This window comes from Acidobacteriota bacterium (genome assembly GCA_026707545.1).
GTDB lineage: Bacteria > Acidobacteriota > Thermoanaerobaculia > Multivoradales > Multivoraceae > Multivorans.
Genome location: JAPOWR010000001.1, coordinates 855,065 through 867,656, shown reverse-complemented (window position 1 = coordinate 867,656; position 12,592 = coordinate 855,065). Strand labels below are relative to the sequence as shown.

At 68.3% G+C, this 12,592-nt stretch carries 9 protein-coding genes; 5 read left to right on the top strand and 4 right to left on the bottom strand.

The features are described 5' to 3' along the window. From OXG83_03420 to OXG83_03410, 3 genes are all read right to left on the bottom strand, one after another. Complete coding sequence (locus OXG83_03420; GenBank protein MCY3964067.1) at window positions 1-1,554, bottom strand: hypothetical protein; 1,554 nt, start codon at window positions 1,552-1,554, stop codon at window positions 1-3. A 74-nt stretch (window positions 1,555-1,628) separates the two neighbouring features. Next, the gene (locus OXG83_03415) at window positions 1,629-2,507 is read right to left on the bottom strand and encodes a haloalkane dehalogenase (protein ID MCY3964066.1); all 879 of its coding nucleotides are present in this window, start codon (window positions 2,505-2,507) and stop codon (window positions 1,629-1,631) included. Window positions 2,508-2,828: 321 nt separating this feature from the next. Then, window positions 2,829-4,319, bottom strand: coding sequence for a VWA domain-containing protein (locus OXG83_03410; GenBank protein ID MCY3964065.1), 1,491 nt, complete (start codon window positions 4,317-4,319; stop codon window positions 2,829-2,831). Between the two features lie 260 nt (window positions 4,320-4,579). Between OXG83_03410 and OXG83_03405 the strand changes: the two genes are divergently transcribed. Next, entirely contained in the window at window positions 4,580-6,487 is a 1,908-nt protein-coding gene (locus OXG83_03405; protein ID MCY3964064.1) for an AAA family ATPase, read from the top strand. A 13-nt stretch (window positions 6,488-6,500) separates the two neighbouring features. Continuing rightward, window positions 6,501-7,469, top strand: a complete 969-nt coding sequence (locus tag OXG83_03400) for a MoxR family ATPase (protein MCY3964063.1) — start codon at window positions 6,501-6,503, stop codon at window positions 7,467-7,469. 6 nt (window positions 7,470-7,475) lie between these two features. On the opposite strand, the gene OXG83_03395 is transcribed toward OXG83_03400, so the two are convergent. Further along, window positions 7,476-8,513 (bottom strand): hypothetical protein, encoded by a 1,038-nt coding sequence (locus tag OXG83_03395; GenBank protein ID MCY3964062.1) that lies wholly within the window; start codon window positions 8,511-8,513, stop codon window positions 7,476-7,478. Window positions 8,514-8,623: 110 nt separating this feature from the next. On the opposite strand from OXG83_03395, the gene OXG83_03390 reads away from it, so the two are divergent. The 3 genes from OXG83_03390 to OXG83_03380 all read left to right on the top strand — a co-directional run bounded on the left by OXG83_03390 (window position 8,624) and on the right by OXG83_03380 (window position 12,574). Next, complete coding sequence (locus OXG83_03390; GenBank protein ID MCY3964061.1) at window positions 8,624-9,106, top strand: (2Fe-2S)-binding protein; 483 nt, start codon at window positions 8,624-8,626, stop codon at window positions 9,104-9,106. Further along, window positions 9,106-11,454 carry a xanthine dehydrogenase family protein molybdopterin-binding subunit gene (locus OXG83_03385; protein MCY3964060.1) on the top strand — a complete coding sequence of 783 codons (2,349 nt, stop codon included), beginning with the start codon at window positions 9,106-9,108 and terminating at the stop codon, window positions 11,452-11,454. The genes OXG83_03390 and OXG83_03385 overlap by 1 nt, the downstream gene beginning before the upstream one ends. 91 nt (window positions 11,455-11,545) lie before the next feature. After that, window positions 11,546-12,574: a DUF3187 family protein gene (locus OXG83_03380; GenBank protein MCY3964059.1), complete on the top strand. Its 1,029-nt coding sequence runs from the start codon at window positions 11,546-11,548 to the stop codon at window positions 12,572-12,574. Window positions 12,575-12,592: the final 18 nt, after the last annotated feature.

Here is a 12,592-nt window from a genome sequence, read left to right as displayed (position 1 = left end):
CTAGTCTCCCGACCCGGCCGGCGGGAGTAGGCGGGCTTCGAACGCCTCCGCAGCCCGAACGTCTGCTCCCCGCAGCGCCCCGCCGCGAAGGAGTATGACCGCCAGGTCGCCGCGAAGGTCGGCGCGCAGCCGGGTATCGGCGAACTCCGACTCGAAAACGCACGGTTGTCTCGCAACGGTCCGAAGATCGTCGACATGGGCGTGAACCAGGTCCCAGCAGATCCTGCCTCGTGGAGGCGGTACCGAAGCGACCACAAGATCGCCCGTCCCGGCCCGGATGCGATCAACATCCTGGCGCGAGAGCTGGTTGCCTCGTCCCTGCGGCTGCTGCCGCCGCGAGCCCGGCACTCCGGGCGGCTGACCGGTCAACCCCTCCGCCTTGAGGCCGGAACGTAGCTCCACATGGTTGATCGAAGGCGAGCGCGGAGAGTTCTCGGCGCGCCACCGGAATGCCGGTCGCCAGTGGTAGCCGCTCGTGGTGGGCACGAATCCTCCCGGTGTAGCGGGCTCGTAGCAGTGCGGCGTAGGGCAGGCAGCGTCCGTGTTGGGCAACGTCGCCGCGATGTCGGTCGCGACGGCCCGCCGGCCGAGTTCGGGCAGCGAGTCGATGCCCGCCGCGGCCTCCGGCGCGGGCCCATCCGCCCCGTGGCGGACGAAGAAGTACACGTTGCCGGCGCCGTCGGCCACGACCTCGTCGATCAGACGGCGCGGGCCCAACCAGTCGGCCCGTACATAAGCGTCAGACAGAGGCGACCTGCCCCACTCGTTCGGTTCGACATCGCAGCCACTCTCCGCAAAGAGAGTCGCCGCGTCGAGACTGTCGTGGATCACACCGTCCACGCCGTAGACGAAGACTCCGGCCTCGGCCCCCGGAATCACGAGTAGGCGGTCCTCCGAAATGAAGCGGATCACCGAAAGCTCGGCGTCACGACAGAGTTCCAGGCCGCGCCCGCCGTCCCGCGTCGGCAACAGGCCGCGCGGCAGGCCACCACCATCCTCGACCAACCAGGCCGCGTACGGCGCCCAGCCATCCTCGTCCGCTCGCATGAGACCCACGGCAGCGGTCAGCGATCCGCGACGGTCGAGGTCGCCCAGGAACTCGATCGCCACCGGACCTCTGATTCCGTCTTCGTTCGCCACATGGATCCCCGCGAACTGGTCCGCGAAGGCAATTCCCAGAGGCGAAACGGCCAGGCGGCCGTAGTCCCGTTCGAACGTGTTTCGATTGATGACGACCCTGCCGGCCTCCTCGCGAACCTCGTCGGCCGGCTCCTCAAGCGCGATCCTGAGTTCAGCCCCGCTCTCGCCAACCCGCCAGGCATGAATGCCCGGCCCGATCACGCCGAGAACGACCTGACCATCCTCGCTCCAGCGCACATCGGCCGCCCGGACGATCTCCGGCGGCAGATCGAGGCTCTTCAGACCTTCGAGACGCGGACCGCTCTCCACCTCCTGCGCCGAAGCCCATCCCGCCGCAGCGCTCAGCGCGGCAACCAGGACCGCCACCGTGACGGTAGTCGTGAAGCGACATCCGCGGAACAGCCGACGCAACATCCAAGCCTCCTCCCCTCGCCCGAGTGTCTCAGGCTTCCGACGTCTGATGAAGGTGTCAGGGGGGACAACGCCACCTAGGACGGCAACCATTCCGAGATCGCCTGACCGATCTCGTCGGGGGAATCCTCCTGAATGAAGTGGGAGCCCTTGACGGTCACTTCCGTCTGGTTCGGCCAGGCGCGGCAGAGCTGCCTCATGGCGCCGGTGAGGATCGCACCGGGCTTCGCGTTGACGAACAGCTTGGGCACGTCCGACCCGGCAAGCCAGTCGGCGTAGGACTGCACGATTCCGACGACATCCTCCGGCTCGCCGGCGATCGGGATCTCGCGCGGCCAGGTCAGCGTCGGCCGCCGCGACTCGCCCTCGTCCTCGTACGGACGCCGGTAGACGGCCATCTCCCCGTCCGTCATCTTCCGCAGCACGGACCCGGGCAGCACCCGCTCGACAAACACGTTCTTCACCAGCACCATCCCCTCGCCCGCGGGTGACCGAAAGCCCTGGAAGACCCCCCGCGCCGCCTCAGGCCAGGTATCCCAGTTCGGGATCGGACTGACGATCGCCTCCATATATGCGAGGCCGCGGACCGCGTCCCGGTGCCGGTTTGCCCAGTCGAAACCGAGCGCGGATCCCCAGTCGTGGATCACGAAGACCACGTTCTCCGTCACGCCAATCGCCTCCAGCAGACCGTCGAGGTACCGCCGGTGCTCGACGAACCGGTACCGGTCCGGCCCACTGTCCGGCAGCTTCGCCGAATCGCCCATCCCGATCAGATCAGGCGCCACCAGACGCCCCTTTCCCTCCAGATGCGGCATCACGTTGCGCCACAGATACGACGAAGTCGGATTCCCATGCAGGAACACGATCGGATCCCCCTCGCCATGATCGACATAGGCCATCTCATGGCCGAGCACCTCAATCCGCTTCTTCTCGTAACGCACATCGGCGGAGATCATCTACCGGCTCCCCCAAAGGTCTTGTTCGTGATGTGGCTGGTGTAGCTGGCGCAGCCTACACGGGCACACGCCCGAGACGAAAAGGCCCTGCGCAACTGCCACCCATCACCCAGGAAGGCTGACCGAAGCCGGTAGCCGACACCGGGATCGGAGGGACGGCTCCCAGGTGGCTCGGAGCGAGCGACGCCCGGCACCCTCTCAGCAAGTGACGCCGTACCGGAGCGAGCGGAGTGCAGCGAGCGCCGACTTCTCATCATCCGCAGCAAGCGCGAGCGGCACCAGGGAGCCGTCCCTCCGGACCCGGTGTCGGCGGTGCGCTCGCTACGGTCCCGACGACTCGCCGTAGCGGAAGCCGGTGCGGGACCGGACCTTGTAGTTGCCCTCGCGGACCTTGACCCTGATGCCGCGGTAGCCCTGGGTGCCGGCTTCGTACTCGGAACGGAAGCTGACCAGGTAGTAGCCCTGATTCTCCTCGGCGACCTGGCGCATCGGCGTCATGATGTTCGTGAAGTTCGAGTAGTAGTGGCCGCCGGTTTCGTTCGAGATCAGGCTCAGGGAGTCATTGAGCGACGCCGAGGCGATCGAGCGGCGGCTGCTGCCCATCGTGTCGATCGTGTACACCGCCACGTTGCCGGCGTTCAGCGCCTCGCGCATTTGCGGGTAGTAGCGCGGGTCCGGTGTGTAGCTGCCGAACTGCCCGATATCGCCAAAGCCGAGGCTGAACATCACCAGGTTCTTGCGACCGGCGATTCCCGAGGCCGCCTCTCCGAGCAGCTCCAGCGCCTCCTGGAGCTTGCGGCTCTGGCGCGACAGTTCCTTGCCCTTAGGCAGGTTCACCACGAGCGACGGCGAGTTCGGGTCGAACTCCGGCTCCGAGCGCGTCAGCCAGGGCTCAACGTCCTTCTTGCCACGGGCGGCGGCATCGACCGCAGCGAGGATCTCGTCGCGGTCACGGCTGAAGTCGAGGTAGACCTTGAGCCGCGCCTGGTACGCGAACACGGCCACCTGGTCGTTCGGCTGAAGCTCCTCCTCGATCCAACGCTTGAGCCAGCGCGCGTTATCCATCTGGGGAGCGGCCAGTTGCGGCGCCTGCATCCGCTGGTCGTGGAACATGAGGATGAAGTAGCGGTCGGTCCTCGCCGTTCCGCCCTCGCCGGTCGCCGACAACTCGCTCGGACCGCCGTAGAAGGAGGCGCTCGTGACTTCCTGCTCCTCGCCGTCGTGGAGGACGATGAAGTCCTCGGCCCCCAGGCCCTCGATGACGTTTCCCTTCCTGTCCGTCACCAGGACATCGAGCAACACTTCGGCCACTCGGATGCGCTCGCTCAGGCTGATGTCCCGCGCCGGAGCTGCCGTGGTCGATCGTGTTGTCGTCCTCACCGGACTCGGAACGGTCCGAACCGGCTCCACAGTCGCCGCTCTTGCCGGCTCGGCCTTCGGCTTCGCCACAGGCTCCGGAGCCACCTTCGGCACGGGAGCAGGTTCCGGCACGGACGGCACCGCAAGCTCTGCTGCCGGTTCCGAGGCCGGTTCCGACGCCGCAGCCGGCTCTGACGGCACGACGACCGCCCGCACGGTCCTGCCTCGCTGCCGTCGCTGCTTCTCCAGCCGCTTCTGTTCCTTCGCCGCGCGAGCAGCCGCCTTCTTCTCCGCCTTTCGCTTCTTCTTCTCGTCGTCCTGGACCGCCGCCGGGGCGCCAACCGCGACCTCCGCGGCTACAGCCAACCCGTAGCCGGTCGACAACAGGACGGCACCCCCCGCCAACGCAGCAGCGAGCGTCAATCGTCGTCCAACCGTCGCAATTCTCTTCATGCTTCGGACCTCCTATGTTCCTGACCGCCTGGCCGCGAGCCACGGCGACGACCTGGGATCGACGCTGCCGTCATCCTACCAACCCTCGTCGTCACGTGATTCCTTCAGCCAGGCAGATGTTTCGTCGTGTCATCGGGGCTTCACTCCGGTCGTCGACCCGCCCGGAAGACGATGCCTCCTCGACTCGCCCGCATGTTTAAGCACAGACCGTGCCAGTCGGCGGCGATGCCGAGGGTCCTCGCGAGTAGCATTCCGCCGCCATGACTCCAGCCGCCCCGGATCGTCGCAACACAGAGCTGGCTGCCGCCTTCGTCGAACTGCGGACGGCGCTCGGTCGCGTGCTGGTAGGACAGGACGACGCCGCGACGGGATTAACCCTGGCGCTGCTGGCGGAGCAGCACGCCTACCTGGAGGGGCCGCCCGGGTGCGGCAAGTCGGAGCTGGCGGCGGCGCTGGCTACGTTGTCCGGCGCCCGCACGCACACGCTGGTGTTCCATCGCGACATTCGGGAAACCGATCTGCTCGGCGACGTCCTGCTGAGCCGCCACCGTCACCGTGGCCACGAGCGCTTGCGACGGGAGCTGATTCCCGGACCGCTGCTCCAGGCCCAGGTCGCCCTGCTCGAGGATCTGCCGCGTTCCCCTGGCGAGGCTCTCGGGCCCTTGCTCCGGATCCTCGCCGAACGGCACGCCCTGGGGCAGACGCTGCCGCTCGAATCGGCGGTTGCAACCGGACCGCTGGAGCAGGTCGAAGCCCCCATCGATCCGCTCGAACCGGGCCAGCTCGACCGTTTCGCCGTCCAGCTCCGTCTCGCCGGCCTGCTCACCGGAGGGCTCTTCGACGAGGCTGCCGTCCTGCTGGAACGGCAGGCGGCTCGCCGACCGGCACGGGGCGCACTCCCGTCGGGCACGTTCACCACGGCGGTCGCCCCAGCGAAACCGGCGGTGATGAGCACGTCGATCCGAAACGCCGCGCAGCGGGCGGCGGCCGCCCTTCAGGTCGAACCGCGGACCCTCGATGCCTACCACCGGCTGCTCGACCGGCTGCGCCAGCGCACCGCCGACGAATCGGCCTCGGGCGACCGTCTCATGTCGGACCGCTCCTTCAGTTCGGCGGCCCTGCGACTCGTTCGCGCCCACGCCTTCCTGCGCGGCGCCCCGGCCGCGGCGCCGCGAGACCTCGGCGCCATCCGCTACATGGTGGCTCACCGGCTGCCGGAGGAGGTCCAGGAAGACTTCGACCACATCCTGGAGGAACTGCTCGGCGACCCACCGAATGTGACGATGACCGAGACCGGCGCCCAGATGCCCGGAGCGCAATCCCAGGGCGACGACTCCGACGGGGCGGCGGCGTCCTCGCCGGCCTCCGACTCCTGGATCGACGATCAGGCCGATCTGCCGGCGCCGCCCTCCCTGTTCGGACAACCGCCGCCCCCGGCACAGGTCGATCCTCTGCTCCGGGCGCTGGTCGGCCGCATCGAGCGCGGCCGCATCGACCCGGACACCGATCCGGGCGGCCAGCCGCGCGGGTACCGGCCACTGCGCGACCTGGACGAACTGATCGACGCCGATCTGATCGAAGCCCTGCTGTTCGCCGAGGGCCGCCTGCCGGGCGCGCCGCGCACGTTCGACCGCAAGCGCAAGAGTGCGGGCGGCGCGGTGGCTGTGCTGCGCGACATCTCCGCCTCAATGGCCGGCCGCCTGACCGTATGGTCGAGCCAGGTCGTTCTCGGGATCCTGCGGGTCGCGGCGCGGCGGCGGATGCGCGTCGGCTACGTGGAGTTCCACCACCGCGCCCTGCCCCACCCGGTCGGCGGCCGTCTGCTGCACCGCTCGTACTCGCGCCTCGCCGAGCAGGCCGGACAGGCCAAGGCAGTCGGGCAGACGAACTACGAGGCGCCGCTTCGAACCGCGCTCGAGGGCCTGCGCGGCGGCTCCGGCCGCAACCGCCACATCGTCCTCCTGACCGACGGCCTGCCGATCATCGGAGACACGAGCGTCCGCCGCGAGCGACAGTTGGCCCGCCGGCTCGGGGTCGCCCTTCACACCGTGTTCCTGGGGAACGGGGACTGTCCGCCGGTGCTCGACGACATCTCGCTGGAAACCGGCGGACTACGCTTCTGCGGACGTCCGCTGGCCGGCGGCGGTCTCCGGCTGGAGGAGCGATAGAGTCGCGCGTTCCGTGAGCGACCTGACCCCCCTCCGCGACCTGCTCGACCACCACGTCGTCGGCCACGACGAGGTGAAGACGGCCCTGCTTCTCGCGCTGATCACGCGGGAGCACATCTACGTCGAGGGGCCGCCGGGCACCGCCAAGACCCGGCTGGCCGAGGTCGCGGCAAAGGGATCCGAACTCGACTTCTTCTTCTACCAGTTGCACCGCGACACGCGGCTCGCCGAGCTCGTCGGCGACATCGTGCTGGAGCGCCGCAAGGTCAAGACGGACGGCGGCGCGGCGGGAACCGGGGGCGAAGCGGAGCGGATCCACCAGCGGATCGAGCCCGGCGGACTCCTGACCGCCGAGGTGGCCGTGCTCGACGACATCTCCCGCGCTCCCGGAGAGGCGCTGAACGTGCTTCTCCGGATTCTGAACGAGCGCCGCTTCGGCGCCGAGCCGATTCCGCTGATGGCCGCCATCGCGACCGGCAATCCGATGGACGACGAGTACTACAACGAACCGCTCGACCCTGCGAACCTCGACCGGTTCGCCCTCCAGTTGCGGGTCTCCGGCCTCATTCAGAGCGGCGTCGACGAGGCGAAGACGCTCATCGACCGCTTCGCCGCCGGTTCAGTGGTCGAACAGCCCGATCCGGAACCCGTCACCGACCGCGCCACCCTCGACACGCTGAACCAGCGGATGGTCGAGGTCGAAGTCGGAGCGGCGGTACGCGCGGCGCTGCTCGACGTGCTGCGCACCCTCGTTCTGGAGTTCGAGTGCAACGAGACGAACTCGCTGCTCACCGACCGAACCTTCCTGGTCAAGGCGATCAAGATCCTTCGCGGTACGGCGCTGCTGGAAGGCCGGGATTCCGTCGACCTTGCGGATCTCGCCGCCCTGTCCTGGATGACGACCTTCCGCGTGCCGCCGGAGGCGCACGAGGCGCTTCCCCGGATCATCGGACGGGTAAGCCGGCAGATCCAGGCGGTCTAGCCGGACCTACTCCTGGCCGGAGCTCGACTGCCCCTTCTCGTACTCCGCCTCGAGCAGACGGGCGCCGCGCAGCGTGTTGCCCGCCGCGTAGTTGCCCTCGTGGCAGGCGTACTCGTAGCTCTTCCCCGTCGTCTTCGCCCAAGGCAACTCGCCGCTGTACGGGGCCTCGTACTCGGGGTTCTCGACCGTGAAGCTGTAGAGCAGGCTGTCGCCGTCGTTCGGGCTGAACCGCTCGACCACCCGCACGCCCTTGCCGCGAAGGTCGGGCATGTCGCGGAAGTTCGTCGTCTCGACGACCAGCGTGTCGCCTTCCCACCAGCCGATCGAGTCGCCGCTCAGCGACGTGTACTCCGCCGGCATGTGCTCGCCGCCGATCCGGACGACCCGGGTCCAGTGCATCCACTCGATCATGATCATGAAGTGGTCTTCGGTCTGGACGATCGTCTTCACGTTGTTGTACGGCAGCGGGCGAATCGCGACCGAGGCCGTCGGCTGGTAGAGGCAGCGCACACCGACGATGTTCGTTTCCGGGCCGTCGTACGGGATATCGCCAGTCTCGAGCCACCAGGCGTAGCCCTTGTTCGGCCACGCGAACTTGGGCGCGGCCGCCGCTCGGGCCTTGCCCTCCTCGGTCATCGCCGGCATCTGGCCGTTCGGGGGATCGACGAGCACCGATGTCCGGTACTTGCCGTCGATCATGTAGTTCTGGCTGCCCCACTCGAACCAGAAGTTGTTGTAGGCGCCCACGTTGCCGCCCTTCTCGGGCGCCGCGCGCTCGCCAGCCGAAGCGCTCGGAGCGTCCTGGGCGGCGTTCCTGTCGGCACGCGACTTCGCGTTCGCCTGCGCCTCCTCGACGGTGAGGGTCAGCTTGTCGCCGAACTGCTTGGGCCTGGCGAACGGCGTGATGCTGGAGATGTCGTAGACGCCGGTGAAGTCCGGCTTGCCGTCGGCGGTCCGCTTGATGCCGTCTTCGGCGGCGACGACCGTGGATGCGGCGACGACGAACCCAACCAGCACGGCGGTAGCGATGAGCGACTTCTTCATGTCGGGCTCCCTGATCCAAGAGGCGTTTCGTCTGAGGGTGACGGCATCATATCCCGGCCACGCTGCGATACCATGCCGCCGCCACAACACCCGAACCGACAGGAGCATCGATGCCAGGATCCGTCCCCGTTTCCATCACCGTCAACGGCAGCAAACACGAGTGCGCCGTCGAGCCGCGCACGCTGCTGGTCCACTTCCTGCGCGAGGAACTCGATCTCACCGGAGTCCACATCGGCTGCGAGAGCACGCTCTGCGGCGCCTGCACCGTGCATCTGAACGGCCGCGCCGTGAAGAGCTGCACCCTACTGGCGGTCCAGGCCGACGGCCAGGAAGTGACGACGATCGAGGGCCTCGCCGCGGACGCGAACAACCTGCATCCGCTTCAGCTCGGGTTCTGGGAGAAACACGGCCTTCAGTGCGGGTACTGCACGCCGGGGATGATCATGGCGGCGAAACAACTGCTGGACGACAACCCGAATCCGACCGAGGATGAGATCCGGGAAGCGATCGACGGCAACATCTGCCGCTGTACCGGCTATCAGCAGATCGTCGACGCGATTCAGCACGCGGCCGAAGTCGCGGGGGCGGTCTGATGGTCGCGTTCCGTCCGAACTCCGTCGGCAAGGCCATCAAGCGCCGCGAGGACCCACGCCTGATCCGCGGCCTCGGCACCTACACGGACGACGTCAAGCTGCCCGGCATGACGTACGCCGCCTTCGTGCGCAGCGACTTCCCCGCCGGCGCCATCCACTCCATCGACACGACCGCCGCGGCCGACCATCCCGGAGTGGTCGCCGTTTACACCTACGCCGACATGGACGGACAGGTCGGGCCGAGTCCCGTCGGAGCCGAGATGCCGGGAATGGGAAAGGCGGATCACCCGCTGCTGGCGGACGGCCGGGTCCTCCACGTCGGCCAGCCGGTCGCCGTGGTGGTCGCCGAAACGCCGTACGCGGCACGGGACGCCGCAAGCCTGGTCGAGGTCGACATCGAGCCGCGAGAAGCCGTGGTCGACGTCGAAGCCGCGATGGCGCCGGACGCGCCCAAGGTCTACGAGGAGCTCGACAGCAACATCTGCATCCAGGTTCCGATTCCCAACCCGGAAGCGGACAAGCTCTTTGAGCAGGCCGACCAGACCCTCTCGATGCGCCTGCTCAACCAGCGTGTCGCCCCCTTCCCGATGGAGGGCCGCGCGATCTGCGCGCACTGGGAGGAGGGCCCCGGCAAGCTGACGATCTGGACCTCGAACCAGGCACCCCACTTCGTCAAGCAGCAGGTCGCGATGTGCCTGCGGATCCCCGAGATCCGCATCCGCGCGATCGCACCGGAGGTCGGCGGAGGATTCGGCGCGAAGATACCGACCTATCCCGAGGATCCTCTCCTCTGCTGGGTGTCCCGGGAGCTGCGCCGGCCGGTCAAGTGGTCCGAGACCCGGACCGAGAACCTTCTCGGCATGACCCACGGCCGAGGCCACGTCGAGAAGATCGAGGTCGCCTTCCAGAACGATGGCCGCGTGCTGGCGCTCAAGGGCCAGACGATTTCCGAGCTCGGCGCCTGGCGGTCCTTCTACGGTCCGTTCATCGCGCTCTCGACGCACACGATGTCCTGCGGCTGCTACGACATCAAGGCGGTCGCCTGGGAGACCTTCGCCGTCTACACGAACACGATGGCGACCGAGGCTTACCGCGGCGCCGGGCGCCCCGAAGCCGCCTACATCATCGAGCGGGTGATGGACGAGGTGGCGGCGGCAACCGGCCTCGACCCAGTCGCCGTGCGGCGGCGGAACTTCGTCGACAAGGACGCCTTCCCCCACACCACCGCCTCGGGCGCGGTCTACGACAGCGGCGACTACGACAAGACGCTGGACCGGATGATCGAACTCGTGGGCTACGACGACGCGCGCGAAGCGCAACGGCAGGCGCGCGACGACGGCCGACTGGTCGGCATCGGGGTCGCCGCCTTCACGGAGGTCTGCGGCATCGGTCCTTCGGGCGGCACCGCGCCGCACCAGCGGATGGGTACCTGGGAGAGCGCGACCGTTCGGGTCGAGCCCAGCGGCAACGTGACGGTCTACACCGGCGTGTCGCCGCACGGCCAGGGCCAGGAGACGGCCTTCGCCCAGATGGTCTCGGACGCCTTCGGCGTCGGTCTCGACGACGTCGTCGTGGTCCACGGTGACACGGATCAGGTCCAGCACGGAGTCGGCACCTTCGGCAGCCGCGGCATCGCCGTCGGCGGCGCGGCGCTCCACATGGCCCTGACCAAGGTCCACGCCAAGGCGACACGCATCGCGGCCCACCATCTCGACGCGCCCGTCGACCAGATCGACTACGAGGACGGCGAGTTCACGGTCAAAGGCTCCGACCGGAAGCTGACTTTCCGCCAGGTCGCCGAGATGGCCCATCTCTGGAACGTCGCCGTCCCGGGCGAGGAGCCCGGCCTCGAGGCGGTCGCCCGCTTCGAACCGCCGGGAACGACCTTCCCCTTCGGCGCCCACCTGTGCCAGGTCGAGGTCGATCCCGAGAGTGGCCAGATCGAGATCCAGCGCTACGTGGCGGTCGATGACTTCGGCGTCGTGATCAATCCGATGCTGGCCGACGGCCAGCGGATCGGCGGCGTCGTCCAGGGCATCGGCCAGGCGATGTGGGAAGAGGTCCAGTACGACGAGGGCGGACAGCTTCTTTCAGGGACCCTGATGGACTACGCCGTGCCGCGGGCCAAGCACTTCCCGCGCATGGTGCTGGACAACACGGTCACGCCGACGGATGTGAACCCGCTTGGCGCCAAGGGCATCGGCGAACTGGGCACCATCGGATCGACGCCCTGCGTGGTCAACGCGATCGTCGACGCGCTGCGGCCGCTCGGCATCACGAACATCGACATGCCGGCCAAGCCGGAGCGAGTCTGGCAGGCAATCCAGGCGGCCGGAGCGGCGCAGTAACCTGTCGCTTCGCGGGACCGTTCTCGCCGCAGCGGCACTGCCGCTGGCGGCCGCGGCCTGGGCCGATGACCATCGGTTCGGACCTCTGCCGGTGGCGGAGGCCTGGCTGGGCGGCGGTTCGGGTTTCTTAAGCCTGCCGGTCGAGGCGCCACCCGAAGTGCGGCCCGGGAACGGACGCTGGCAGGTCACCGCATCCCTGGCACTCTCCAGCTTCTGGCTGCGTTCGCCGTCCGTCTCCGAAGTCATCGAGGCGCGGACGGAGCGCGGCCCGGTGACGTTCGAGGAACTCGACGGCATCGCTCCCTGGCCCGGCTTCGAGGGGATCTACTTCGCCGACACCGAAGTTCACCGGCTGACGATCGACGTGCGGCGCCGCATGGGCAGCAGGCACGAACTCGGCCTCAGCACCTCGATCGTCGACGCCGGCGGCGGCGTCCTCGACCCCGTGATCGAAGGCTTCCACGACCTCTTCGGCTTCCGCCAGTCCGGCCGGCCGCAGTCGCTGCAGAACGGGTACGGGCTGTACTTCCGGCGTGACGGACCGGGCGGCTACGGGGACCGCCTGCGATTCATCCGCCTCGACGAACCCGGCCCGGGCCTGGGCGAGACGATCGTCTCGCTCAAATCGGGGTTCGGCGGCCGGTCGAAGGTCTGGCATCACGGCGTCCAGGTACGAATCAAGTTGCCCACCGCCAGCGAGCACGACTTCTACGGCACCGGTTCGGTGGATGCAGCGGTCCAGTATCTGGCAACCCGGCCCTGGCGCCGCTGGACCCTCTACGGCAACGCCGGCTTCACCCGCCTCGGGGAGCATGAACTGCTCACACTCGCATCGCAGGACATCTTCACCTTCGCCGTAGCAGGCGAGCGTCCGCTCGGGCCACGATCCTCGATCGTTCTACAACTCCGCCACCAGCAGAGCCCGTTTCGCCAGTTGAGTCTCTCGATCCTCGGCGTCACGGCAACGCTGATCGACGTTGGCTGGACCCGCCAACTCAAGCCAACCCGCGGCGGCTTCCACCGCTCCGCCTACCTCAGCATCACCAACAACACGGTCAAGTACGGCTCAGCCGTCGACATCAGCCTGCACGCGGGCATCCGGTTTCGGCGCAACGCGTGACGGGCGCCGTCCCGCCGG

Bases quoted from the DNA above. Each gene is read 5' to 3' on its own strand.
- OXG83_03420 (MCY3964067.1), bottom strand. From the start codon at position 1,554: ATGTTGCGTCGGCTGTTCCGCGGATGTCGCTTCACGACTACCGTCACG.
- OXG83_03415 (MCY3964066.1), bottom strand. From the start codon at position 2,507: ATGATCTCCGCCGATGTGCGTTACGAGAAGAAGCGGATTGAGGTGCTC.
- OXG83_03410 (MCY3964065.1), bottom strand. From the start codon at position 4,319: ATGAAGAGAATTGCGACGGTTGGACGACGATTGACGCTCGCTGCTGCG.
- OXG83_03405 (MCY3964064.1), top strand. From the start codon at position 4,580: ATGACTCCAGCCGCCCCGGATCGTCGCAACACAGAGCTGGCTGCCGCC.
- OXG83_03395 (MCY3964062.1), bottom strand. From the start codon at position 8,513: ATGAAGAAGTCGCTCATCGCTACCGCCGTGCTGGTTGGGTTCGTCGTC.
- OXG83_03390 (MCY3964061.1), top strand. From the start codon at position 8,624: ATGCCAGGATCCGTCCCCGTTTCCATCACCGTCAACGGCAGCAAACAC.
- OXG83_03385 (MCY3964060.1), top strand. From the start codon at position 9,106: ATGGTCGCGTTCCGTCCGAACTCCGTCGGCAAGGCCATCAAGCGCCGC.